Source organism: Escherichia sp. KTE114 (assembly GCF_000407765.1).
Classification (GTDB): Bacteria; Pseudomonadota; Gammaproteobacteria; order Enterobacterales; family Enterobacteriaceae; genus Escherichia; species Escherichia ruysiae.
The window spans coordinates 276,900-301,578 of the sequence record NZ_KE136626.1; the positions used below are offsets into that span (position 1 = coordinate 276,900).

Annotated in this window: 24 protein-coding genes; 10 read left to right on the forward strand and 14 right to left on the reverse strand. The window is 50.9% G+C overall.

Features of this window, described 5'->3' with window-relative positions; genetic code table 11:
* Positions 1–62: 62 nt before the first annotated feature.
* Positions 63–1,295 carry a phosphoglycerate dehydrogenase gene (gene serA / locus WC5_RS19120; protein WP_001151617.1) on the reverse strand — a complete coding sequence of 411 codons (1,233 nt, stop codon included), beginning with the start codon at positions 1,293–1,295 and terminating at the stop codon, positions 63–65.
* A gap of 258 nt (positions 1,296–1,553) precedes the next feature.
* A complete protein-coding gene (gene rpiA / locus WC5_RS19115) occupies positions 1,554–2,213 on the reverse strand; it encodes a ribose-5-phosphate isomerase RpiA (RefSeq protein ID WP_024192175.1) in 660 nt (219 codons plus the stop codon).
* A 439-nt stretch (positions 2,214–2,652) separates the two neighbouring features.
* On the opposite strand from rpiA, the gene argP reads away from it, so the two are divergent.
* The 5 genes from argP (at position 2,653) to scpC (ending at position 9,180) form a co-directional block, all read left to right on the forward strand.
* Complete coding sequence (argP, locus tag WC5_RS19110) at positions 2,653–3,546, forward strand: DNA-binding transcriptional regulator ArgP (RefSeq protein WP_000828352.1); 894 nt, start codon at positions 2,653–2,655, stop codon at positions 3,544–3,546.
* Positions 3,547–3,747: 201 nt separating this feature from the next.
* Positions 3,748–5,892 carry a methylmalonyl-CoA mutase gene (gene scpA / locus WC5_RS19105; protein WP_000073284.1) on the forward strand — a complete coding sequence of 715 codons (2,145 nt, stop codon included), beginning with the start codon at positions 3,748–3,750 and terminating at the stop codon, positions 5,890–5,892.
* Positions 5,885–6,880 carry a methylmalonyl Co-A mutase-associated GTPase MeaB gene (gene meaB, locus WC5_RS19100; RefSeq protein WP_000606538.1) on the forward strand — a complete coding sequence of 332 codons (996 nt, stop codon included), beginning with the start codon at positions 5,885–5,887 and terminating at the stop codon, positions 6,878–6,880. Before scpA ends, meaB begins: the two co-directional genes overlap by 8 nt.
* Before the next feature lie 10 nt (positions 6,881–6,890).
* Positions 6,891–7,676 carry a methylmalonyl-CoA decarboxylase gene (scpB, locus tag WC5_RS19095; protein WP_000122067.1) on the forward strand — a complete coding sequence of 262 codons (786 nt, stop codon included), beginning with the start codon at positions 6,891–6,893 and terminating at the stop codon, positions 7,674–7,676.
* A gap of 10 nt (positions 7,677–7,686) precedes the next feature.
* A complete protein-coding gene (scpC, locus tag WC5_RS19090; RefSeq protein WP_491624857.1) occupies positions 7,687–9,180 on the forward strand; it encodes a propionyl-CoA:succinate CoA transferase in 1,494 nt (497 codons plus the stop codon).
* Here the strand turns inward: scpC and srsR are convergent.
* The 8 genes from srsR to epd form a co-directional block, all read right to left on the reverse strand.
* On the reverse strand, positions 9,177–10,073 hold the full coding sequence (gene srsR / locus WC5_RS19085; protein ID WP_016231421.1) for a LysR family transcriptional regulator SrsR: 897 nt from the start codon (positions 10,071–10,073) through the stop codon (positions 9,177–9,179). The two genes, scpC and srsR, sit on opposite strands and share 4 nt — an antisense overlap.
* A gap of 167 nt (positions 10,074–10,240) precedes the next feature.
* The gene (locus WC5_RS19080; RefSeq protein ID WP_000669824.1) at positions 10,241–10,981 is read right to left on the reverse strand and encodes an oxidative stress defense protein; all 741 of its coding nucleotides are present in this window, start codon (positions 10,979–10,981) and stop codon (positions 10,241–10,243) included.
* Between the two features lie 92 nt (positions 10,982–11,073).
* Positions 11,074–11,709 carry an arginine exporter ArgO gene (gene argO / locus WC5_RS19075; protein ID WP_000493354.1) on the reverse strand — a complete coding sequence of 212 codons (636 nt, stop codon included), beginning with the start codon at positions 11,707–11,709 and terminating at the stop codon, positions 11,074–11,076.
* A gap of 137 nt (positions 11,710–11,846) precedes the next feature.
* On the reverse strand, positions 11,847–12,707 hold the full coding sequence (gene mscS / locus WC5_RS19070) for a small-conductance mechanosensitive channel MscS (RefSeq protein WP_000389808.1): 861 nt from the start codon (positions 12,705–12,707) through the stop codon (positions 11,847–11,849).
* 296 nt (positions 12,708–13,003) lie between these two features.
* Positions 13,004–14,259, reverse strand: a protein-coding gene (locus WC5_RS24675; protein WP_107164610.1) for an IS3 family transposase whose coding sequence is annotated in 2 segments (ribosomal slippage) — positions 13,004–13,908 and positions 13,908–14,259 — 1,257 coding nt in all. Because the reading frame shifts where the segments join, the coding sequence is not laid out codon by codon here.
* Positions 14,260–14,367: 108 nt separating this feature from the next.
* Positions 14,368–15,447 carry a class II fructose-bisphosphate aldolase gene (gene fbaA, locus WC5_RS19060; protein WP_000034374.1) on the reverse strand — a complete coding sequence of 360 codons (1,080 nt, stop codon included), beginning with the start codon at positions 15,445–15,447 and terminating at the stop codon, positions 14,368–14,370.
* Between the two features lie 92 nt (positions 15,448–15,539).
* Positions 15,540–16,703 (reverse strand): phosphoglycerate kinase, encoded by a 1,164-nt coding sequence (gene pgk / locus WC5_RS19055; protein WP_000111269.1) that lies wholly within the window; start codon positions 16,701–16,703, stop codon positions 15,540–15,542.
* A gap of 49 nt (positions 16,704–16,752) precedes the next feature.
* Positions 16,753–17,772, reverse strand: coding sequence for an erythrose-4-phosphate dehydrogenase (gene epd / locus WC5_RS19050; RefSeq protein ID WP_000218493.1), 1,020 nt, complete (start codon positions 17,770–17,772; stop codon positions 16,753–16,755).
* 371 nt (positions 17,773–18,143) lie between these two features.
* Here epd and WC5_RS19045 point away from each other — a divergent pair, with 371 nt between their 5' ends.
* From WC5_RS19045 to WC5_RS19025, 5 genes are read left to right on the forward strand one after another with little or no spacing between them, the layout of a single operon-like run.
* On the forward strand, positions 18,144–18,575 hold the full coding sequence (locus WC5_RS19045) for a PPC domain-containing DNA-binding protein (protein ID WP_000988685.1): 432 nt from the start codon (positions 18,144–18,146) through the stop codon (positions 18,573–18,575).
* 22 nt (positions 18,576–18,597) lie between these two features.
* A complete protein-coding gene (locus WC5_RS19040) occupies positions 18,598–19,176 on the forward strand; it encodes an ECF transporter S component (RefSeq protein WP_016231422.1) in 579 nt (192 codons plus the stop codon).
* Positions 19,177–19,884, forward strand: coding sequence for an energy-coupling factor transporter transmembrane component T (locus tag WC5_RS19035; RefSeq protein WP_000553282.1), 708 nt, complete (start codon positions 19,177–19,179; stop codon positions 19,882–19,884).
* Positions 19,872–20,549 carry an ABC transporter ATP-binding protein gene (locus tag WC5_RS19030; protein ID WP_000256982.1) on the forward strand — a complete coding sequence of 226 codons (678 nt, stop codon included), beginning with the start codon at positions 19,872–19,874 and terminating at the stop codon, positions 20,547–20,549. The genes WC5_RS19035 and WC5_RS19030 overlap by 13 nt, the downstream gene beginning before the upstream one ends.
* Positions 20,543–21,220, forward strand: coding sequence for an ABC transporter ATP-binding protein (locus WC5_RS19025; protein ID WP_000956939.1), 678 nt, complete (start codon positions 20,543–20,545; stop codon positions 21,218–21,220). Before WC5_RS19030 ends, WC5_RS19025 begins: the two co-directional genes overlap by 7 nt.
* On the opposite strand, the gene WC5_RS19020 is transcribed toward WC5_RS19025, so the two are convergent.
* From WC5_RS19020 to WC5_RS19005, 4 genes are read right to left on the reverse strand one after another with little or no spacing between them, the layout of a single operon-like run.
* Positions 21,192–21,905: a nucleoside/nucleotide kinase family protein gene (locus WC5_RS19020; protein WP_000687771.1), complete on the reverse strand. Its 714-nt coding sequence runs from the start codon at positions 21,903–21,905 to the stop codon at positions 21,192–21,194. The genes WC5_RS19025 and WC5_RS19020 overlap by 29 nt on opposite strands.
* Positions 21,902–22,411 (reverse strand): fumarase E, encoded by a 510-nt coding sequence (gene fumE, locus WC5_RS19015; RefSeq protein ID WP_000224143.1) that lies wholly within the window; start codon positions 22,409–22,411, stop codon positions 21,902–21,904. The genes WC5_RS19020 and fumE overlap by 4 nt, the downstream gene beginning before the upstream one ends.
* Before the next feature lie 21 nt (positions 22,412–22,432).
* Complete coding sequence (glpX, locus tag WC5_RS19010; protein WP_000987270.1) at positions 22,433–23,398, reverse strand: class II fructose-bisphosphatase; 966 nt, start codon at positions 23,396–23,398, stop codon at positions 22,433–22,435.
* A complete protein-coding gene (locus tag WC5_RS19005; protein ID WP_000853208.1) occupies positions 23,395–24,672 on the reverse strand; it encodes a zinc-binding dehydrogenase in 1,278 nt (425 codons plus the stop codon). The genes glpX and WC5_RS19005 overlap by 4 nt, the downstream gene beginning before the upstream one ends.
* Positions 24,673–24,679: the final 7 nt, after the last annotated feature.

The following is a 24,679-nucleotide window of genomic DNA, read 5'->3' on the forward strand; positions in this document are numbered from 1 at the left end:
GGGAAAAGGGATAAAAAAACGGGCAAGTCAGCGACCTGCCCGTTGTTTGTCAGAGAAGGGAATCAGTACAGCAGACGGGCGCGAATGGTGCCCGGAATCGCTTTCATTGCCTGTAATGCTTTTTCAGCAACGTCTTCATCTGCTTCAATGTCAATAACTACGTAGCCCATCTGAGCAGACGTTTGCAGATACTGCGCGGCGATGTTAACGCCCTGCTCTGCAAAGATTTTGTTCAGCGCAGTCAGCACGCCCGGACGGTTTTCGTGGATGTGCATCAGACGGCGGCCACCGTGCAGCGGTAGCGAGACTTCCGGGAAGTTCACCGCAGAGAGCGTGGAGCCATTGTCAGAGTACTTGATCAATTTACCCGCAACTTCCAGGCCGATATTCTCCTGCGCTTCCTGAGTCGAACCGCCAATGTGCGGCGTCAGCAGGACGTTGTCGAATTCGCACAGCGGAGAAGTAAACGGATCGCTGTTGGTCGCCGGTTCTGTTGGGAATACGTCGATTGCCGCACCAGCCAGATGTTTGCTCGCCAGTGCGTCACACAGCGCCGGAATATCAACCACAGTACCGCGCGAGGCGTTAATCAGCAGCGAGCCGGGCTTCATCAGCGAGATCTCTTTCGCACCCATCATGTTTTTGGTGGACGGGTTTTCAGGCACATGCAGGCTCACCACGTCACTCATATTCAGCAGGTCGGAAAGATGTTGCACCTGCGTCGCGTTGCCCAGCGGCAGTTTGTTTTCAATATCATAGAAGTAAACATACATCCCCAGCGACTCCGCCAGAATGCCAAGCTGCGTACCGATATGACCATAACCAATGATACCCAGCTTTTTGCCGCGCGCTTCAAAAGACCCCGCTGCCAGTTTGTTCCATACGCCACGGTGCGCTTTGGCGTTGGCTTCCGGCACTCCGCGCAATAGCAGCAGAAGTTCGCCAATCACCAGCTCGGCGACAGAACGCGTATTCGAAAACGGTGCGTTAAATACCGGAATCCCGCGTTTTGCCGCAGCATTTAAATCAACCTGGTTTGTGCCTATGCAGAAACAGCCAATAGCGACCAGCTTTTCTGCGGCATTAATCACTTCTTCGGTCAGATGGGTACGGGATCGCAGGCCGATGAAGTGGGCATCGCGGATGGATTCTTTTAATTGTTCATCATCCAGCGCGCCTTTATGAAATTCGATGTTGGTGTAACCTGCCGCGCGAAGACTTTCCAGCGCCTTTTGGTGCACGCCTTCTACCAGCAGAAACTTAATCTTGTCTTTCTCCAGCGATACCTTTGCCATTTACCCAATCCTGTCTTTGAAATGTTGTGTGTGGATTTACATCCGCCTTTCAACATATCAAAAAATAATAATGCGGCAATATGAACGTTTGCGTCGCGATGTTGAGGAAATATCACGAGAGGTTGATTAACAGAAGAAAATGCTGAAGATGAGACTTTCTTTAGCGTGTTAGGCAAAAGTGAGTTAAAAACGTGATAGATGTCACCAAATTTAACAATGCAAAAAATTTTTAACGGGGGAACGAACTCCCCCGTCAGATCATTTCACAATGGTTTTAACGCCGTCAGGCGTGCCAATCAGCGCGACGTCCGCGCCACGGTTGGCAAACAGACCAACAGTAACCACACCTGGAATCGCGTTAATCGCATTTTCCATCGCCACCGGATCAAGGATTTCCATACCGTGGACGTCGAGGATTACGTTGCCGTTATCAGTCACCACGCCCTGACGATATTCCGGACGACCGCCAAGTTTCACCAGTTGACGAGCCACTGCACTACGCGCCATCGGAATCACTTCCACCGGCAACGGGAATTTGCCCAGAATATCGACCTGCTTGGAGGCGTCCGCGATGCAGATAAATTTCTCTGCAACCGAGGCGATGATTTTTTCACGCGTCAGCGCCGCACCGCCGCCTTTGATCATCTGCATATGACCGTTGATTTCATCTGCACCGTCAATGTAGATGCCGAGGCTGTCAACTTCATTGAGGTCAAATACATGAATGCCAAGACTTTTTAGTTTTTCAGTGGATGCATCCGAGCTGGAAACTGCCCCTTCAATCTGACCTTTCATCGTGCCGAGTGCATCAATAAAGTGTGCGGCGGTGGAACCTGTACCAACACCAACAATGGTTCCGGGCTGAACATACTGAAGTGCCGCCCATCCTACTGCTTTTTTCAATTCATCCTGCGTCATGATCGTTTCGCCTGTGGTATGAAATTTCAGACGCATTATATACAAAAAAAGCGATTCAAACCCCGTTAGCAAGTCGTACGGATAACTCATCCATGAAATAACAGACAATGGCGGACATCCCCTTTCACCCCGGCAAAGCTGGGTATCAGGAGGCATCAGAATTACCCTTCTATCCCCCAGTCTGCATATCTGAAACTACGCCGATAAAGGTGAAGCTCTGTAATACAATTAATTGATAATATTACCAATAAAAATCACATCCAGTGCCAGTAACTCGCCCACAGAACCTTGCCTGTACGCTCCACAAAGCCTAAAAAAACACGGTGTTGTCAGTCAAAATTTCCATTATGGCTGCTTTTGTATACGTTAAATGCTCTGTACCCAAAGCAAAATTATGTCATAGTTCGGCATAAGAAAATTTGAGGAGCAGGTTAAAGCAATGAAACGCCCGGACTACAGAACATTACAGGCACTGGATGCGGTAATACGTGAACGAGGATTTGAGCGCGCGGCACAGAAATTGTGCATTACGCAATCAGCCGTCTCACAGCGCATTAAGCAGCTGGAAAATATGTTCGGGCAGCCGTTATTAGTGCGTACTGTCCCGCCGCGACCTACAGAACAAGGGCAAAAACTGCTGGCACTGCTTCGCCAGGTCGAATTGCTGGAAGAAGAGTGGCTGGGGGATGAACAAACCGGTTCAACCCCGCTACTGCTTTCACTGGCGGTCAACGCTGACAGTCTGGCAACCTGGCTGCTACCGGCGCTGGCTCCGGTGCTGGCTGATTCCCCTATTCGTCTGAACTTGCAGGTGGAAGATGAAACCCGCACCCAGGAACGTCTGCGTCGCGGTGAAGTGGTTGGCGCGGTGAGTATTCAACATCAGGCGCTGCCCAGTTGTCTTGTCGATAAACTTGGCGCGCTCGACTATCTGTTCGTCAGCTCCAGACCATTTGCTGAAAAATACTTTCCCAATGGAGTAAGCCGCTCCGCGCTGCTCAAGGCTCCGGTGGTGGCGTTTGACCATCTTGACGATATGCACCAGGCATTTTTACAGCAAAACTTCGATCTGCCGCCAGGTAGCGTGCCGTGCCATATCGTTAACTCGTCTGAAGCCTTCGTTCAACTCGCTCGCCAGGGAACAACCTGCTGTATGATCCCACACCTGCAAATTGAGAAAGAACTGGCGAGCGGCGAGCTGATCGACCTTACGCCAGGGCTGTTTCAACGGCGAATGCTCTACTGGCACCGCTTTGCCCCAGAAAGCCGCATGATGCGTAAAGTCACCGATGCTTTGCTCGACTATGGTCACAAAGTGCTTCGTCAGGATTAATCAATCACTTAATGCCTGGTAGCACATATCAGGCATTTTCCTTTTTTCTTTTTACCTTCTTTGAACAACGTCACGAAACAGACAAATCTCACGCGGCAAAAAACGACGTCCCAATGCATTTTTTTTGCTGGCGACAACCCCGTGTAAAAAGCTCACCGTAAGCGCATCCCACCATTTTGATTGCGTTTTATGGAGCAAATAATGTCTAACGTGCAGGAATGGCAACAACTTGCCAACAAGGAATTGAGCCGTCGGGGGAAAAACGTCGACTCACTGGTACGGCAAACGGCGGAAGGGATAACCATCAAGCCGCTGTATACCGAAACCGATCTCGACAATCTGGAAGTAACCGGCACCCTTCCAGGCTTGCCCCCCTACGTTCGTGGTCCACGTGCCACCATGTATACCGCTCAACCGTGGACCATTCGTCAGTATGCTGGTTTCTCCACGGCAAAAGAATCTAACGCCTTTTATCGCCGTAACCTCGCTGCCGGGCAAAAGGGCCTTTCCGTTGCCTTTGACCTCGCCACCCACCGTGGTTACGACTCTGACAATCCGCGCGTTTCAGGCGACGTCGGTAAAGCAGGCGTCGCTATCGACACCGTTGAAGATATGAAGGTGCTATTCGACCAGATCCCGCTGGATCAAATGTCGGTATCGATGACTATGAACGGGGCTGTCCTGCCAGTACTGGCGTTTTATATCGTGGCCGCTGAAGAGCAAGGCATTACACCCGATAAACTCACAGGCACCATCCAGAACGACATTCTGAAAGAGTACCTCTGCCGCAATACCTATATTTATCCGCCAAAACCGTCTATGCGTATTATCGCTGACATCATCGCCTGGTGTTCCGGCAATATGCCGCGCTTTAATACCATCAGTATTAGCGGTTACCACATGGGCGAAGCGGGAGCCAACTGCGTGCAGCAGGTGGCATTTACTCTCGCTGATGGAATTGAGTACATCAAAGCTGCACTTTCTGCTGGCCTGAAAATTGACGACTTTGCCCCGCGCCTGTCGTTTTTCTTTGGCATCGGTATGGATCTTTTCATGAACGTCGCCATGCTGCGCGCCGCACGTTATCTCTGGAGTGAGGCGGTAAGCGGATTTGGAGCCAAAGATCCAAAATCACTGGCACTGCGCACCCACTGTCAGACCTCAGGCTGGAGTCTCACCGAGCAAGATCCCTATAACAACGTTATCCGCACCACCATTGAAGCGTTGGGCGCCACACTTGGCGGTACACAATCACTGCATACCAACGCTTTTGATGAGGCACTTGGACTGCCAACCGACTTCTCGGCACGTATAGCCCGTAATACTCAGATAATCATTCAGGAAGAGTCAGAAATCTGCCGCACCGTCGATCCACTGGCCGGATCTTATTACGTTGAGTCGTTGACCGATCAGATCGTTAAACAAGCCAGAGCTATTATCCAACAGATCGATGAGGCTGGTGGCATGGCGAAAGCGATCGAAGCGGGTTTGCCAAAACGAATGATCGAAGAGGCGTCTGCGCGTGAGCAGTCACTGATCGATCAGGGCAAACGCGTGATTGTTGGTGTTAACAAGTACAAGCTGGATCACGAAGACGAAACCGATGTCCTTGAGATAGACAACGTGATGGTACGTAACGAGCAGATTGCTTCACTGGAGCATATTCGCGCCACCCGCGATGATGCTGCCGTAACCACCGCACTGAATGCTCTGACTAATGCGGCACTGCAAAACGAAAACCTGCTGGCTGCTGCTATTAATGCGGCACGCGTTCGCGCGACATTGGGTGAAATCTCCGATGCGCTGGAAGCCGCTTTTGACCGTTATCTGGTGCCGAGCCAGTGTGTTACTGGCGTGATTGCGCAAAGCTATCATCAGTCGGAAAAATCAGCTTGCGAATTTGATGCGATTGTTGCGCAAACGGAACAGTTCCTCGCGGATAACGGCCGTCGCCCGCGCATTCTGATCGCAAAAATGGGGCAGGATGGACACGATCGCGGGGCCAAAGTCATTGCCAGCGCCTATTCCGATCTTGGATTTGACGTTGATTTAAGTCCGATGTTCTCGACACCAGAAGAGATCTCCCGCCTGGCGGTGGAAAACGACGTTCATGTGGTGGGCGCGTCCTCACTCGCTGCCGGGCATAAAACACTGATCCCGGAACTGGTAGAAGCCCTCAAAAAATGGGGACGCGAAGATATCTACGTAGTCGCTGGCGGCGTTATTCCACCGCAGGATTATGCCTTCCTGCAAGAACGTGGCGTGGCAGCGATTTATGGTCCGGGTACTCCCATGCTCGACAGCGTACGTGATGTACTGAATCGGATTAGCCAGCGTCATGATTAACGAAGCCACGCTGACAGACAACATTCGGCGCTTACGTCAGGGTGAGCGTGCCACGCTCGCCCAGGCGATGACGCTGGTAGAAAGCCGTCATCCACGTCATCAGGAACTAAGTACTCAGTTGCTCGACGCCATCATGCCGTTTTGTGGAAATGCACTGCGCCTGGGCGTTACCGGCACACCTGGCGCGGGGAAAAGCACCTTTCTTGAAGCTTTCGGTATGTTGCTGATTCGCCAGGGGCTGAAAGTCGCGGTAATTGCCGTCGATCCCAGCAGCCCAGTGACCGGTGGCAGCATTCTTGGCGATAAGACCCGGATGACCGAACTGGCGCGTGCCGATACGGCATTTATTCGCCCGGTTCCATCATCCGGTCATCTGGGCGGCGCCAGCCAGCGGGCGCGGGAGTTAATGCTGTTATGCGAAGCGGCGGGTTATGACGTGGTGATCGTTGAAACCGTCGGCGTCGGGCAGTCGGAAACCGAAGTAGCCCGCATGGTGGACTGTTTTATCTCACTGCAAATCGCCGGTGGTGGTGATGATCTCCAGGGCATTAAAAAGGGGCTGATGGAGATGGCAGATCTGATTGTCATAAACAAAGACGATGGCGATAACCACGCGAATGTCGCCATTGCCCGCCATATGTACGAGGGCGCTCTGCATATTCTGCGTCGCAAATATGACGAATGGCAGCCGCAGGTTCTTACCTGTAGCGCGCTGGAAAAATGCGGTATTGATGAGATTTGGCACGCAATTATCGATTTCAAAACCGCACTTACCGCCAGCGGTCGTTTGCAACAAATGCGGCAACAACAATCGGTGGAATGGCTGCGTAAACAAACCGAAGAAGAGGTGCTGCACCACCTGTTCGCGAATGAAGATTTCGATCGCTATTACCGCCAGACGCTATTAGCAATCAAAAACAATACGCTCTCGCCGCGCACCGGCTTGCGGCAGCTCAGTGAATTTATCCAGACTCAATATTTTGATTAAAGGAATTTTTATGTCTTATCAGTATGTTAATGTCATTATCATCAACAAAGTGGCGGTCATTGAGTTTAACTATGGCCGCAAACTCAATGCATTGAGTAAAGTCTTTATTGACGACCTGATCCAGGCGCTAAGCGATCTCAACCGACCCGAAATTCGCTGTATCATCCTGCGTGCCCCGAGTGGTTCCAAAGTTTTCTCCGCAGGCCACGACATCCATGAACTGCCATCAGGCGGTCGCGATCCTCTCTCTTACGATGATCCGCTACGGCAAATTACCCGTATGATCCAAAAATGCCCGAAACCGATTATCTCAATGGTCGAAGGTAGCGTCTGGGGAGGTGCTTTTGAAATGATCATGAGTTCCGATCTGATCATCGCCGCCAGCACATCGACCTTCTCAATGACCCCAGTTAACCTTGGCGTACCGTATAACCTGGTGGGCATCCACAACCTGACCCGCGACGCGGGCTTCCACATCGTCAAAGAACTGATATTTACTGCTTCGCCAGTCACCGCCCAACGCGCGCTGGCTGTTGGCATTCTCAACCACGTTGTTGACATCAGCGAGCTGGAAGATTTCACCCTGCAAATGGCGCACCACATTTCCGAAAAAGCACCGCTGGCGATCGCGGTAATCAAGGAAGAACTGCGCGTGCTGGGCGAGGCGCACACGATGAATTCAGACGAATTTGAACGTATTCAGGGGATGCGCCGAGCGGTTTATGACAGCGAGGATTATCAGGAAGGTATGAACGCTTTCCTGGAAAAACGTAAACCTACTTTCGTCGGGCATTAATGCTCAGCGAATGAAGGAGCAAAAGATGAATATGATCTGGGCAAGGATGACCGCCGATGAAGCGGCGGAAATTATCCAGCACAATGATATGGTAGCATTCAGCGGCTTTACCCCTGCGGGTTCACCTAAAGCTCTACCTGTCGCTATTGCTCATCGTGCCAACGAACAACATGAGGCGAAAAAACCGTACCAGATTCGCCTGCTAACCGGAGCGTCAATTAGCGCCGCCGCCGATGACGTGCTCTCTGAAGCTAACGCCGTTTCATGGCGCGCTCCGTATCAAACATCATCTGGGTTACGCCAAAAGATCAATCAGGGAGCAGTCAGTTTTGTTGATCTACACTTGAGCGAAGTCGCGCAAATGGTTAACTACGGCTTCTTCGGCGACATTGATGTTGCGGTAATTGAAGCCTCAGCCATCGCGCCGGATGGACGTGTCTGGTTAACCAGTGGGATCGGTAACGCTCCGACCTGGTTACTGCGGGCCAAGAAAGTAATCATTGAACTCAATCACTATCATGATCCGCGCGTTGCGGAACTGGCGGATATTGTGATTCCTGGCGCACCACCGCGACGCAATAGCGTTTCGATCTTCCATGCGATGGATCGCGTCGGTACTCGTTATGTGCAAATTGATCCGAAAAAGATTGTCGCGGTCGTGGAAACCAACTTACCTGATGCAGGTAAGCTGCTGGATAAGCAAAATCCCATGTGCCAACAGATCGCCGACAATGTGGTTACCTTCTTATTACGTGAAATGGCACAGGGGCGCATTCCGCCGGAATTTCTGCCACTGCAAAGTGGGGTAGGCAACATCAATAATGCGGTAATGGCGCGTCTCGGGGATAACCCGGATATTCCACCGTTTATGATGTATTCGGAAGTGCTACAGGAATCAGTAGTTCATCTTCTGGAAACTGGAAAAATCACCGGAGCCAGCGCCTCCAGTCTGACTATCTCTGCCGATTCACTGCGTAAGATTTATGACAATATGGACTATTTCTCCTGTCGCATTGTGTTACGTCCGCAGGAGATTTCCAATAACCCGGAAATTATCCGCCGCCTTGGTGTTATCGCTCTGAACGTCGGCCTGGAGTTTGATATTTACGGGCACGCCAACTCAACGCATGTTGCCGGTGTTAATTTAATGAACGGTATCGGCGGCAGCGGTGATTTTGAACGCAATGCTTATCTGTCGATCTTTATGGCGCCGTCGATCGCCAAAGAAGGAAAAATATCAACCATTGTGCCGATGTGTAGTCATGTTGATCACAGCGAGCACAGCGTGAAAGTGATCATCACTGAACAAGGGATCGCCGATCTGCGCGGCCTCTCTCCACTTCAGCGCGCACGCGCTATCATCGATAACTGCGCCCATCCCATGTACCGTGACTATCTGCATCGCTATCTGGAAAATGCCCCTGGCGGGCATATTCACCACGATCTTAGCCACGTTTTCGATCTGCATCGTAACTTGATCGAAACGGGTTCAATGCTGGGTTAATTGCTCGTACCATCACGATCTTCAGCAATTTGCTGTAGCATCGTGGCGGTATAGCGATGATTTTTCAGTGAATAGAGATATTCCTGCATATACATTGGCGTATGCGGCGTATCAAAATATTTCAGCGTTGCCGGATTCACCAGTCGCCAGGCAAAATGTGGAATGACTGTCAGAAAATGTCCGCGCTCAACGGCGCTGATTTTGGCCATAAAACTGTAGGGGCGATAAATAATTGTTGGATTGATCCCACAAGGGCGCATGTTCGCATCAATCATCGCTTCATAGTTAGCGCGATTCTGAAAGCGCATCTGTAACCACGGTAGCTCCTGTAATAACTCCTGCTCCTGACGTTCTTCAAAACGGCGGGAAACAAGAAACCCTAGCCGCAGCGGCGACAGTTCGCTGATAGTTAGATTTTCCAGCCCCTTTACTCGGGCGGATACATGCTGCGGAGAGATAATAAAATCAAACTGACGGTAGAAGAGATTATCGATAACCCCATTTTCGCTAAACTCAACCGGCTGAGCAGTCACCCCTTCATATTTATCACCAAGACTGATTAGCTGATCAAAAATAATCGTCGGATAAGTATTATCGATGCCAATGACAATTTCATGAGAATGACGCCCGGAATTATGAATTTCATTATCAATAGCAGAAAGTCGTTGGTAAACCGGGAATAGTTTTTGATAAAGTTCCTGCCCGGCTTTATTAAGGCTAATGTTGTTATCTTTACGGGTAAACAGCGTATAACCAATTTGCTCCTCCAGCGCGGCAATACTTTTGCCAAACGGTGAAGCCGTCATATGAATCTTTTCTGCTGCCCGAGCAATATTATTGGTTTGCGCTAATAAAATAAAATTGCGCATCTTTTTCGAAATAAAAATATCCATACCCTCTCCCAAACATCACTGTCCGCTTAACCGTTTCAGTTATTCAATCTTTGATGAAATTGCGAGCAAAGATAGGTAATTGCATCATGGTTTTACAGAAAATTACAGAAAAAGGAGACGATATAAGGTGAAGACATTAGCCCGACAAATGAGTCGGGCTAAATGTATTATTGTGCGGTAGGTGTTTTTGCAGGTTGCTGATCAACGGGTTCTAACTGGAAGACCACATCCACCTGATCATCAAACTGAATAGCGGCCTGCTCGTAAGTTTCCTGAGCAGAAACCGGCGCGGCATCAGCTTTCATCATCCGAACCATCGGGCTGGGCTGATAGTTGGAAACATGGTAGCGCACGCTATACACCGGTCCCAGTTTGCGATTAAAGCCATTTGCCAGCTCCTGCGCCTGATGAATCGCGTTATCTATCGCTGCCTTACGCGCTTTATCTTTATAAGCATCCGGCTGTGCCACGCCCAGCGAAACAGAACGAATTTCGTTAAGACCGGCCTTCAGCGCACCATCCAGCAAAGAATTCAGTTTGTCTAACTGACGAACTGTTACTTCTACCGTTCTCACTGCCCGATAGCCTTTCAGAATACTTTTGCCATCCTGGTAATCGTAATCTGGCTGGGTACGTAAATTCGCAGAACTGATATCTTTTTTCGCGATCTGATTGAGTTCAAGGAAAGAGATATATTGCGCCACGCGCTCATCCGCTTGTTTCTTGGCGGTAGCAGCATCCTTCGCTGCCACATTAACTTCAATAGCAAGAGTGGCAATGTCTGGCACTGCATCTACGCTTGCCGTTCCTGAAGTGACAATGTGCGGACCATCCGGTAGTTCATTGGCCTGTACTGCCATCCCGCTGAAACCCATCAATGCCGCCAGGGCGATAACTTTGAACTTCACGTTAGTCTCTCCGTGTTAATTTACTTGCCCAAAATTCAAAACCTCTGTAGGCAAGCTTAGCGTCTCTGTTTTTATTTTCCATAAGATAGCGCCTAACTGAACAAGGCTTGTGCATGGGCAATACCATCTCTCGCCAGCTGTAGGGCGATAAACCACATTACGCCACCAACAATAATATTAATAATACGCTGCGCTTTGGCGGTACGCAGACGCGGTGCCAGCCAGGCCGCGAGGAGCGCCAGACCAAAGAACCACAAGAAAGAGGCGCTAATCGTCCCAAGCGCAAACCAGCGTTTTGGTTCGACGTCGAGCTGCCCGCCGAGGCTCCCCAATACCACAAAGGTATCCAGATAAACATGGGGATTCAGCCAGGTCACTGCCAGCATGGTGGCAATAATTTTCCAGCGTCCCTGTTTCATGACTTCAGCACTAACCAGCTCAATATTACTGCTCATCGCCGTTTTAAAAGCGCCAAAGCCATACCACAACAAGAAGGCAACGCCGCCCCAGGTCACTAAGGCCAATAACCACGGTGACTGCATCAGTAACGCGCTACCGCCAAAAATCCCGGCGCAAATCAGAACCAAATCGCTGATTGCACAAAGTAAGGCAATCATAATGTGGTACTGGCGGCGAATACCCTGATTCATCACAAAAGCATTTTGTGGACCGAGCGGCAGGATCATAGCCGCACCAAGTGCAAGACCTTGAAAATAATAAGAAAACACGTTAAACATTCCGAATTAATTATCTGATGCAGAGACTATAGCGCGGGATTGTTATTAGCGGAAATTGATAATATTAATTGGCAATCAGAATAACTAATAAGAGAGAGGCCAGATAAATTATCTGGCCTCAGTGTTGATTATGCAGCTTTGTCCTCTTTCACCCGCTTAAAATTCACATCCATTTGCGGGTACGGGAAGCTGATACCAGCAGCATCAAATTCGCGTTTAATACGCTCCAGCACATCCCAGTAAACGTTTTGCAGATCGCCGCTGTTGCTCCAGACGCGGACCACGAAATTAATCGAGGATGCGCCAAGCTCGTTCAGACGCACGGTCATTTCGCGATCTTTTAAAATGCGATCGTCAGACTGGATAATATCGGTCAGGATCTGCTTCACCTGATCGATATCGGAATCATACGCCACACCAATGATAAATTCGTTACGGCGCGCAGGCTCGCGAGAGAAGTTAATAATATTACCGGCAATAATTTTACCGTTCGGGATAACGATAATTTTACCGTCTGCGGTGCGCATAGTCGTAGAGAAAATCTGCACGCTCTGCACTGTACCGGCAACACCGCCGAGGTCGACATATTCACCGGCACGGAACGGGCGGAACAGTACCAGCAACACGCCAGCGGCCAGGTTAGACAGAGAACCCTGCAACGCCAAACCTACAGCTAAACCTGCGGCACCCAGCACGGCGATAACCGATGCGGTTTGAACGCCCACGCGACCTAACGCTGCGATCAGCGTAAAGGCAATAATCGCATATCGGGCTAATGCAGAGATAAAATCAGCTACGGTGGCATCTATGTTACGGGAGATCATCAGGCGATTCACCGCGTTGGAGATCATCCGCGCGACAATCAAACCGATGATGATAATCGCGAGAGCCGCCACGATGTTTACAGCATAACTCAGCAACAGCGCCTGGTTGTTCACCAACCAGGAACCTGCACCATGTATGCTATCGACAACATTCAAATCTTCCATTCAATATTCCTTTTTAACTGACTCAAAATGGAGAAATACACTCCGCCGCCTTATGACGGGCGGTCTGACAAGGGTAAACAATAAAGTATAATTTTGCCAAATAGATCACAAAATTCTCATCTGCATCACCTTGCTTTTGGCGAAAAAAAGCCCGCTATGCTGGCCTCCTCAGATTGTTGACAAGGTGCGCTTTGTTCATGCCGGATGCGGCGTAAACGCCTTATCCGTCCTACGAAAGCATTTAAGTTCACGTAGGCCTGATAAGCGTAGCGCATCAGGCAATTTTTCTTTTGTGACTAGTCCTGATATAAGTTGACACTTTTCTGTCTGTAAAACGCCTGATGAACGTCATCGGGCGTTTTGTATTTCAGGGCCAGGTGTGGCCGCTCACAGTTATAAATTGTCACGGACTCTTTTACCATTTCCCGGGCTTGCATCAGGTCTGCAGGACGCGAGAGTAAAAACTCATTTTTCAGGATACCGTTTATTCGCTCAGCCAGTGCGTTCTGGTAGCAGTCATAACCATCAGTCATTGAACAGGTTATTCCGTTTTTCTCATGGACTGACTGATAAAGAGCTGAACAGTATTGCAACCCTCTGTCAGAGTGATGTACCAGAGGACCTGTCGTTTTTCTTCGCCTCAGAGCCTGTCTGAACGCTTTTACCACATTTTCTGTCTGCAGATTTCCCCCGACATGGTAACCCATGATTTTTCTGGAGCAGGCATCAGTGACCAGACTCAGATAAGCCATGCCGCTGAGCAGGGGAAGGTAAGTAATGTCGGCAACCCAGACCTGCTCTGGCTCAAGGGCGGTAACCTGCTCCGGGCCGGGTTTCAGCAGATTGGGATGCCGGTAAAAGCGGTGATGGCTGTTGGTAGTTTTGTGATATGCCCGCTTTACTGGCACCAGGAGCCGGTATTCATCCAGCAGGTTAAACAAACGGTCTCGTCCGATATTCAGCCTTTTATCGGCCTGCGTGTTCAGCAGATAGTGCAGTTTACGCGCACCGATTCGCGGCTGACGACATCTGATACGGGCAACAAAATTAAGAACCTGAGCATGATGTTCCTGCCGTTTTCTGCGCCTTGCGTTGTCCTGATACCATGCCTGTCTGCTGTGCCCCAGGAACTGACATGCACGCGTAACAGTTATTTTTGGGGCCGAACTCTGCGCGAGGACTTGCCGGGCCGCTTTTTTACGATACTCACCCCGTAATCATTTTTCAGGACATTGATAACCGACTCAAAAAACTCAGCTTTCTGGTTCGCCAGCTCAAGCTGCTCTTCAAGTTCTCTGATTCTTTGCTCGGGTGTGAGCGGGATAGTTGTCTGAGTCACAGGCAGTTTCCTCTTCACCAGATCAGGAAGTCCGGGACTCCAGTCAAGCCGGCCATATTTACGCAACCAGACAAGAACGGTGGAGCGCCCCTGAATGCCATACCGCTGCTGAGCCTGTTTATAGGTCATCTCGCCTTTTTCAACCTGCTCAACAACAGCTATTTTAAAGGATAGAGGATAATCACGTTGGGTGCGTTTGAACTCAGTCATCATCACGTTCTCCGGATTTAAGTCTGGAACGTGTCAACGCTATTCAGGACGGGTCAGTGGCGAAAAAAAAGACCCGCAAAGCGGGTCTTGAGATAAGCAAAAAGGAATATCTTACAGAACGTCGATCGCGTTCAGTTCCTTGAATGCTTTTTCCAGACGAGCGATCATCGAAGTCTGACCGGCACGCAGCCATACGCGCGGATCGTAGTATTTCTTGTTCGGCTGATCTTCGCCTTTCGGGTTGCCCAGCTGACCCTGCAGGTAAGCTTCATTTTCTTTGTAGTAGTTCAGAACACCTTCCCAGGTTGCCCATTGGGTATCGGTATCGATGTTCATTTTCACTACACCGTAGCTTACGGAGTCTTTGATTTCTTGAGCAGTAGAACCGGAACCGCCGTGGAATACGAAGTTCAGGCTGTTGTGCGGCAGGTTGTGTTTCTTAGAAACATATTCCTGAGAATCGCGCAGGATAGTCGGGGTCAGAACCACGTTACCCGGCTTGTAAACGCCGTGTACGTTACCGAAGGAAGCAGCGATGGTGAAACGCGGGCTGATTTTGCTCAGCTCGGTATATGCGTAATCAACGTCTTCCGGCTGGGTGTACAGTGCAGAAGCGTCCATGTGGCTGTTGTCCACGCCGTCTTCTTCACCACCGGTGCAACCCAGTTCGATTTCCAGAGTCATGCCGATTTTGGACATGCGCTCCAGGTATTTAGAGCAGATTTCGATGTTCTCTTGCAGAGATTCTTCAGACAGGTCGATCATGTGAGAAGAGAACAGCGGCTTGCCGGTAGCTGCGAAGTGTTTTTCACCCGCGTCCAGCAGACCGTCGATCCACGGCAGCAGTTTCTTCGCGCAGTGGTCGGTGTGCAGGATAACCGGAACACCATAATGTTCAGCCATCTGGTGAACGTGATGCGCACCAGAGATCGCGCCCAGGATAGCAGCACCCTGCGGAACGTCAGATTTCACGCCTTTACCAGCGATAAAGGAAGCACCACCGTTGGAGAACTGAACGATAACCGGCGCTTTAACTTTAGCAGCGGTTTCCAGTACGGCGTTGATGGAGTCAGTACCGACACAGTTTACTGCTGGCAGTGCGAAGTTGTTTTCTTTTGCTACCTGGAAAACTTTCTGTACGTCATCACCAGTGATTACGCCAGGTTTTACGAAATCAAAAATCTTAGACATGTTTCTTTGTCCTGTATCGTCGGGCTGTAGAAAAAGTGCGTGCTTTAAAAGCGCGCTGAAACAAGGGCAGGTTTCCCTGCCCTGTGATTTTTTTACTTCTTAGCGCGCTCTTCGAGCATCGCTACTGCAGGCAGTACTTTACCTTCCACGAATTCGAGGAATGCGCCGCCGCCAGTGGAGATGTAGGAGATTTTGTCAGCAATACCGAACAGGTCGATTGCTGCCAGAGTGTCGCCGCCACCAGCGATGGAGAACGCTTCGCTGTCTGCGATAGCGTTAGCCACGATTTCAGTACCTTTACGGAAGTTCGGGAATTCGAACACACCAACCGGGCCGTTCCACAGAATGGTTTTCGCATTCTTCAGGATTTCAGCCAGTTCTTGCGCAGAAGCGTCGCCGATATCCAGGATCTGCTCGTCAGCTTTCACGTCGTTAACAGATTTCAGAGTAGCCGGAGCAGTTTCAGAGAACTCAGTTGCTACGCGAACATCAGACGGAACCGGGATGTTGCAGGTGGTCAGCAGACGTTTTGCTTCGTCAACCAGGTCTGCTTCGTACAGAGATTTACCCACATCGTGGCCTTGTGCCGCGATAAAGGTGTTAGCAATACCACCACCAACGATCAGCTGGTCAGCGATTTTAGACAGGGAGTCCAGAACGGTCAGTTTGGTAGAAACTTTAGAACCACCAACGATAGCCACCATCGGACGAGCTGGTTCTTTCAGTGCTTTACCCAGCGCGTCCAGTTCAGCCGCCAGCAGCGGGCCTGCGCACGCAACGTCAGCGAATTTACCGATACCGTGAGTAGAAGCCTGCGCGCGGTGAGCAGTACCGAATGCATCCATTACGAACACGTCGCACAGTGCAGCGTATTTCTTGGACAGAGTTTCGTCGTCTTTCTTCTCGCCTTTGTTGAAGCGAACGTTTTCCAGAACAACCAGTTCACCTTCAGCAACGTCAACGCCGTCGAGGTAATCTTTAACCAGGCGAACCGGGTTAGACAGTTTGTCTTTCAGGTAGTTAACAACCGGCAGCAGAGAGAATTCTTCATTGTACTCGCCTTCGGTAGGACGACCCAGGTGGGAAGTTACCATCACTTTAGCGCCTTGTTTCAGAGCCAGTTCGATGGTCGGCAGAGAAGCACGGATGCGTGCGTCGCTGGTTACTTTCCCGTCTTTTACTGGTACGTTCAGATCCGCACGGATAAATACACGTTTCCCAGCAAGATCCAGATCGGTCATCTTAATTACAGACATGGTGAATCCTCTCGTTGATTCTAAAAGTTTTGCAGACGCTGCTTGCGTCTTACCTGAAAGCAACAGCGGCCATGGCTAACGTCGTGTCGAGCATTCGGTTAGCAAAGCCCCATTCGTTATCGCACCAGACCAACGTTTTGATCAGGTGTGCGCCACTGACCCGGGTTTGGGTGCCATCGACAATGGCACTGTGCGGATCGTGGTTAAAATCTACAGAGACCAACGGTAATTCCGTATAGTCAACTATACCATGAAATGCACCTTGTGCCGCCTTTTGCAGCAACTGGTTGACTTCATTGGCTTTTACAGGTTTCTTCACCGTCACGCTTAAATCAATTGCCGTCACATTTATGGTTGGTACACGTACCGCAATCGCTTCAAAACGATCGTTAAACTGCGGGAAAAAACGCGTGATACCAGCGGCCAGTTTTGTATCGACCGGAATAATCGACTGACTGGCTGCCCGGGTGCGACGCAGGTCAGGATGGTATGCATCAATAACCTGTTGATCGTGCATGGCGGAGTGAATTGTGGTCACAGTGCCGGACTCAATACCGTACGCATCATCTAACAATTTGATGACGGGAATTATGCAATTCGTGGTACAGGAAGCGTTAGAAACGATGCGGTGTTCCGCACGAAGTTGATCCTGATTGACGCCGTAAACAACGGTCGCGTCGAGATCGTTACTGCCAGGATGTGAAAAGAGCACTTTTTTGGCCCCGGCGGCAATATGCGCTTCGCCATGCTCGCGGGAGCCATATACGCCAGTGCAGTCGAGAACCACATCGACGCCAAGTTCACGCCAGGGAAGCGATTGCAGTGAACGTTCATGCAATACGCGGATGGCGTCATCACCAACAAAGAGTTGATCGCGTTCCTGACGTACTTCCCATGCAAAACGGCCATGGCTGGTGTCATATTTCAACAAATGCGCCATGCCCGCAGCATCAGCCAGTTCGTTGATTGCCACCACGGTGATTTCCGCCCGGCGTCCGGATTCATACACAGCACGAACCACATTACGCCCGATGCGACCGAAGCCATTTATCGCTACGCGTACGGTCATAGGTCTCCTGCAAGGCTTTCTCTAAGCAAATTTGCCAGACAGAGTAGTCCAGCAAATCGTTCGGGAAAACCTTACCTGTCGCAAATCGCGACTGATTGGTTAATTGTCGAACATTTAATCGACTGAAACGCTTCAGCTAGGATAAGCGAAACGCGGAATAAAAGGAATGATTGTCCAGTCAAAGAAGACAATTATCTGACTTACGTCACGTTTTTCGCCCTGATTCGCCAGGAATTATTCCACCTCGCAGAATCACGAATAAGCGTAGCAAAATCTTTTCGTTATGCCGTCATAAACCCTGACTTATATCAGAATATGACTGATGCAGCGTCGATATCATCCGCAATACGTCCGAGTTTCGGAGTACTTCAATGATGACATTGCCTCACCCTTATTCTTCAACTGCACGCTTTTACGCGCTGCGCCTGCTTCCCGATCAGGAAGTTTTCTCTCAATTACGCGCCTTCGCACAGCAGCAACAGCTTCACGCTGCGTGGATTGCTGGTTGTACCGGCAGTCTGACTGATGTTGCTTTGCGCTATGCCGGGCAAGAAAACACCACCCTTCTAAGCGGTAAGTTTGAAGTGATCTCACTGAACGGCACGCTGGAACAGACGGGCGAACATCTTCATCTCTGCGTTTCTGACCAACACGGTGCGATGCTTGGCGGTCATATGATGCCCGGCTGTACCGTGCGCACCACGCTTGAACTGGTGATCGGCTGCCTGGAAGAACTGGCATTTAGTCGCCAACCTTGTGCACTTTCTGGTTACGACGAGTTGCATATTTCCCCCGTTAACTAACTATTTTCAGAGAGGTTTTCTTATGGCGCGTCGCCACTTTTCCAGTCAGGCTCTGGTGCTGATCGTTATCTCTATCGCCATCAATATGATCGGCGGGCAACTGGCCAGCATGGTCAAACTACCTATTTTTCTCGACTCCATCGGCACGCTTATTAGCGCGGTACTGCTTGGGCCGGTGGTCGGTATGCTGACCGGCTTGCTGACCAATTTACTTTGGGGATTATTGACCGACCCGATCGCCGCCGCTTTTGCTCCCGTAGCGATGATCATTGGTCTGGTCGCGGGCTGGCTGGCGCGGGTGGGTTGGTTTCGCACCCTACCGAAAGTCGTTGTCAGCGGCGTGATTATTACCCTGGCGGTCACAGTCGTTGCTGTACCGTTACGTACTGCGCTGTTCGGCGGCGTAACCGGTAGTGGAGCCGATTTGTTCGTTGCCTGGATGCACTCTATGGGGCAAAACCTGGTGGAATCGGTGGCGATTACGGTGATAGGCGCGAACCTGGTCGATAAAATTCTCACGGCGGTGATTGTCTGGCTTTTACTGCGACGACTGCCGATTCGCACTACGCGCCATTTTCCAACGATGGCAGCCGTGCGCTAAATGCATCCGTTTACCTCATTAACGCTGTGGGCGCTGGCGGCCTGCACCACGCTAGTCCTGCCCGCGCAGACCATTTTGCCGGTCTATAGCGCGGCGACCTTTCTCTGCCTCATTGCGTTAAAAGCCACGCGGCGACGGGCAAAATATGTCGCCTGGCTGATGTTTTCGCTGGGGGTCGGGCTGTGGCTAGTGCACGGTGGCTGGCTGACAGAATGGATAAGCGGAACGCCGCGCAATCCAGAACGTTGGGCATTTGCTATTACGCTCTGGCTGCGCATTCTGGCTATTGTTTCCACTTCGCAGTTGTGGATGCAGTACGTACCCGTGCAATGTTTTATCCGCGCTTTGTTTGCTTCTCGCCTGCCGCCGGGCGTCGCTTATCTGTTTGCCGGACCGCTGCTGGTCGTTGAGCAGTTAAAACGGCAATTAGCGATTATTCATGAAGCACAGCGTGCGCGTGGCGTGCCGCTGGATGAAGGCTGGTATCAGCGTTTACGTGCGATGCCGGCGTTAATTATTCCGCTAACACACAATGCGCTTAACGATCTGGCAATCCGTGGTGCGGCGCTGGATATGCGGGCATTTCGCATCCACAACCGACGAACAACGTTGTGGGCGCCGCCTGACAGTAACCTGGAAAAAGTGGCTCGTTACACCATGATATTGCTGATGCTGGCAGAACCCGGAGTGTGGCTATGGTTACGTTAGAACAGTTTCGCTATTGCCCGACGCACTCAACGCACTCTCCGTTCTGTTATGACTTTCACTATGACAAACCGGGGATAGTCGCCATCTTTGGTGACAACGGCAGTGGCAAAAGTACGCTGGCGCAACTGATGGCGGGCTGGTATCCAGACTTCCTGCCGGGTGATATCGCTGGCATGGGAATGCTCCTCAATACGCCTATTGGGCAACTCTCACTAAACGAACAAGCCGCTACCATTCAACTCGTCCAGCAATCTCCCTATTTGCAGCTTTCTGGCTGTACCTTCAGCGTGGAAGAGGAAATTGCGTTTGGACCAGAAAATCTGTGTCTGGAAGAAGCCGAGGTTATGGCGCGCATTGACGCCGCCCTGACCCTGACCGAGTGCCAGCCGTTGCGCCATCGTCATCCAGCAACGCTCTCCGGCGGAGAGGCCCAACGCGTGGTCATCGCCTGCGCTATCGCCATGCAACCAAAACTATTAATTCTTGATGAAGCCTTTAGCCGACTGACGTCGCAAGCCAGCGAAATGCTGTTGCAGCGTTTACAACACTGGGCGCTGGAATGTGATTCGCTGATTATTCTTTTTGAACGTCATCGCACACCTTTCCTGAACTATTGCCAGCAAGCGTGGCAACTGCAAAACGGAGTGCTCCGGTCATTATGTTAACGTTAAATCAGGTAACTTATCGCTGGCCAGGTGCGGCAACGGATTGTCTTTGCGACATTTCTCTGCAACTCAAACAAGGTGAATGGCTGGCGCTGACCGGCGACAACGGCGCGGGAAAATCGACACTATTACGCATCATGGCGGGTCTTCTTCCCCCATCTTCCGGTACAGTAATATTGCAACAACAGGCATTACATACGCTTAAGAACCGCCAACGCGCGGCAAAGATTGGCGTGCTGTTTCAGGAAGTGGAAAACCAGCTGTTTCATAGCACCGTCGCTGAAGAGGTCGCGTTTGGCCTGAAATTACAAAAATACTCACCCGCAGACATCGCGAAACGCACCGAATACGCCCTGCAATGTTGTCAGTTAGCAGACGTTGCCAGCGCGCATCCATTGGATCTGCATAGCGCACAGCGAAGGATGGTCGCCGTCGCCAGTCTGGAAGCTCTCGCCCCGCCGCTGTTATTACTTGACGAACCGAGCCGGGATTTTGATGCCCAATGGCTGGCGGTATTTGAAAGCTGGCTGGAAAAGTGCCACCAGCGTGGTGCAAGCGTGGTGGCAATCAGCCATGACGCCGCGTTTACCCGGCATCATTTTTCTCGCGTTGTGAGACTGGAAGGCGGTGTAGTGAGAGACATCAATCCGCCAGACGATATTCACCGCTAGCCGTCATCATTAAGGTCAAATTTGCCGGCAGACTCTGTTCCAGCACCCGGCGAACATTTGGGCCGTCGGTACGTTCATAAAAGGCTTCAGCGTCTGCCAGCGATAACCCTCCCGCCAGCTTGCGCCCCACCAGCCGTTCCCGTAACGCAGCTGCGGGCGCGTTGATAAAGATCGAGAAATCACAAAATTGCGCAAGCGTGCGCCACTTCTCGTCATCCAACAACAGCCAGTTTCCTTCTACGATAATGATTGGTGCAGTAACGTGTAACGCATCTTCTACGGGATCATGCTTTTGTCGATCGTACTGCGGCCACGTACAATCCCCTTCCACTGCCCGGCGCAGATTTTCCGCCAGTTTCGCCACGTCAAACGTCTGCGGTGCGCCTTTATAAGGGCGAAGCTGATGCTCATCCAGCCAGCTATTGTAATGGTGAAAACCATCCATCGGGAGCGTCTGAATAGCGGGTAATTCGGGATCTTGTTGTGCAAGATATTCCCAGAAGGTCGTTAGCGTAGATTTGCCCGTCCCCGGTGGAGCGCAAAGAAATACCACCGTGCGCCGCTGCGGATTTACCGCCTGCAAGGCGGCCAACATGCGCAGCAATGGTTTATGCACGTGTTTTATCTCTTCATCATGGTACTGCGCTTGCACGTTCAGCCCATTCACCGTTAATTCAATTTTCACGGCGTTAATTCCTTTAAGGTTGTCGTTACTGCCAGCGTCAGCGCCGTTTTGACCATCCCGGTAAAACGCCCCTCTGACCAGACGGCGAAATCGGCGAACTTCATCGCCTTTAACGCATCATAGAGAGTCGCATTGCGGGTTATACTATTGACGTTGCTGATAAAATCCCAGGTTATGTCATCGACAAATCCTGGGGGGGCATCCTGTTCGTTCAGGTAATGCCAGAACTGAGAAAAATGCGTGATATCGGCGTACAACCATTTATCCATTTTCCCCAGCGCATAAATTAAACGCAGCGCAACATCAATATCGTCAAGCGGGCCGCTTTGGGCGAGTAACGGCTTCACTGCATATTCCACGATCTCTTCATCGTTATCGATAAACAGTGACGGCAGAAACTGGCGTATTCCCTGGAGCAAAATGGTATGCGCAGTTTTCATAAATGAAAATAAATTGTCCTGTGCGTCCAGTTGCTCAAGCACATCATCTTCTGTCAGCGTCGCCATTCGTCTTCCGATAGATCACCATCAATGCAGGGAATCTATTATATTACACGTTTGGTCCGCGCCGCCGATCAGTAATGTCTGCGTCCGCACCCCATTCGCCGTCTGTTGTATACCGTTCACCAGCTCTCCGCCCGTGACGCCCGTGGCACTAAAGAGGATATCTTTTCCCCTCACCAGTTCGTCGAGTGAGTACACACGGTTAACGTCAACACCCATTTCCTTACACCGCTTGCGCTCCTGCTCTGCAATTTGTCGATTTTCGGTGTAGTCACCTTTGGCCTGGCAAAAATCGATTAATTCCGCCTGCATATCCCCGCCTAATGCTTTAACAGCACAAGCAGAAATAACGCCCTCTGGCGCACCGCCGATGGTGTACATCACGTCGTAAGGATTATCCTGCCAGCAGGTCAGCACGCTGGCGGCGACATCGCCATCCGGCAGAGCAAAAACCTTCACGCCAAGCTGCGTCGCTTCCTCAATCGCGGCACTCAGGCGCGGTTTATCAAGCGTAACCATACGTAACCTATCCAGTGGTTTACCTAACGCTTTCGCCACGTTGCGCAAGTTTTCTGTAAGGGGTAAAGACAGATCGATTGCTCCGGCAGCCAGTCGATTAACGACCAGTTTTTTCATATACATATCGGGCGCGTGTAGCAAGCTGTTTCGTGGGGCGAAGGCCATGACCGCCAGCGCATTGCTCTGCCCCATCGCTACCATCCGGGTGCCTTCAATCGGGTCAACCGCGATATCGACTTCTGGCCCATCGCCTTTGCCCACATCTTCGCCAATCCACAGCATCGGCGCGTGGTCAATTTCTCCCTCGCCGATAACCACTCGCCCACGAAAAGCGACGTCGTTTAATGCCTGGCGCATCGCGGTGACCGCCAGGCCATCAATTTTATTTTTGTCGCCACATCCGGTTTGCGGCCAGGCAGCCAACGCTGCCTGCTCCGTAACGCGAAATAATGGCCACGCCAGGGACATCATTGCGCGGCCTCCCCGATATCAACGCCAAATTGCGCCAGCAGATATTTCTCGGCCTGCTCATTCCAGATACCGTGCGTTTCCTCAACCAGCCGCGCCAGCTCTTTAAACAGCGGATCTGTTTTGCCTTTTTCGGCAAAATCGCTAATGGCGGTGAGCGGCATGGTGACGCCGTTGTAGATGAGTTTTTTACCGCCGGGGATATCCGGCAAATTGAGCACGGTTTCTGGCACCGCATCCAGCCCACCGATATGGGTAACCATAAACGACGGCTGCAACTGCCCCGTGGCGCTAAGGGCTATCGCCTCTTTCATATCGTCCGTTGAACCGCCGGATGTACCGACGACGTGGGTACTGTTGTAATGGACGTTGTAGAAATTAAATGGCACTTTGAAGTTTTTATCCGTCGGGCCGGCAAAGAAGTTCAGGCAGCCATCTTCCGCCAGTAATTCATCAGCCATCTCGACGACTGAAGGCACCGCTGCATAGACAAACACGTCATCGAACCCGGCATCTCCTGTCAGCGTCCGTAGCGTCTGGACTGGATCGCTCATCCCTTTGGTATTCACATACACCAGCTCAATGCCTTTACTGGCCGCCAGTTCCACCGGCAACAACTTCTGCACCTGCGCCAGGCGTTTTTCGTCGATATCGACCACCACTACCCGCGACGGTTGTACGCCGCCGTTAATGGCGTAATCGATAGCGCCAATTCCCATCGGGCCAGCACACGCCAGCAGCGCAATATTGCCACCAGGTTTGACGCCCATGCGATGCTCATAAACATATTGCGTGGTGTGATAATTGGCATGATAAGCGCCAATAATGCAGCACATCGGCTCCGCCAGCGACGCCGCTGCAAAATAAGAACCGTGATACGGTAATACACAGCCCAGGTTAATGGCGATTTCGGGAATAATCATATAGGTGGCATTACCGCCAAAATATTCGTAGCTGTATCCGGCTGAATATCCAGTGGGTAATCCCATTGCCGGTTGCAGTACAAAACGTTGGCCTTTTTTATATTTGTCGGTGAGATTTTTACCCACTTCGACAATAACCCCGGCACATTCATGCCCGGTAATTACCGGATGATTTTCTAAATCGTCAGGCACCCGTTTATGTTCGCTACCGAGTAACGCCGCTTTCCAGGTCGATAAACAAACGCTGTCAGAAATTACACTCACCAACAGTTCATTATCGGTAATTTCTGGCAGTTCAAATTCGCGCAGACGGACATCCCGCTTGCCATAAATAGCAGCAACTTTGGTTTTCATTTTTACC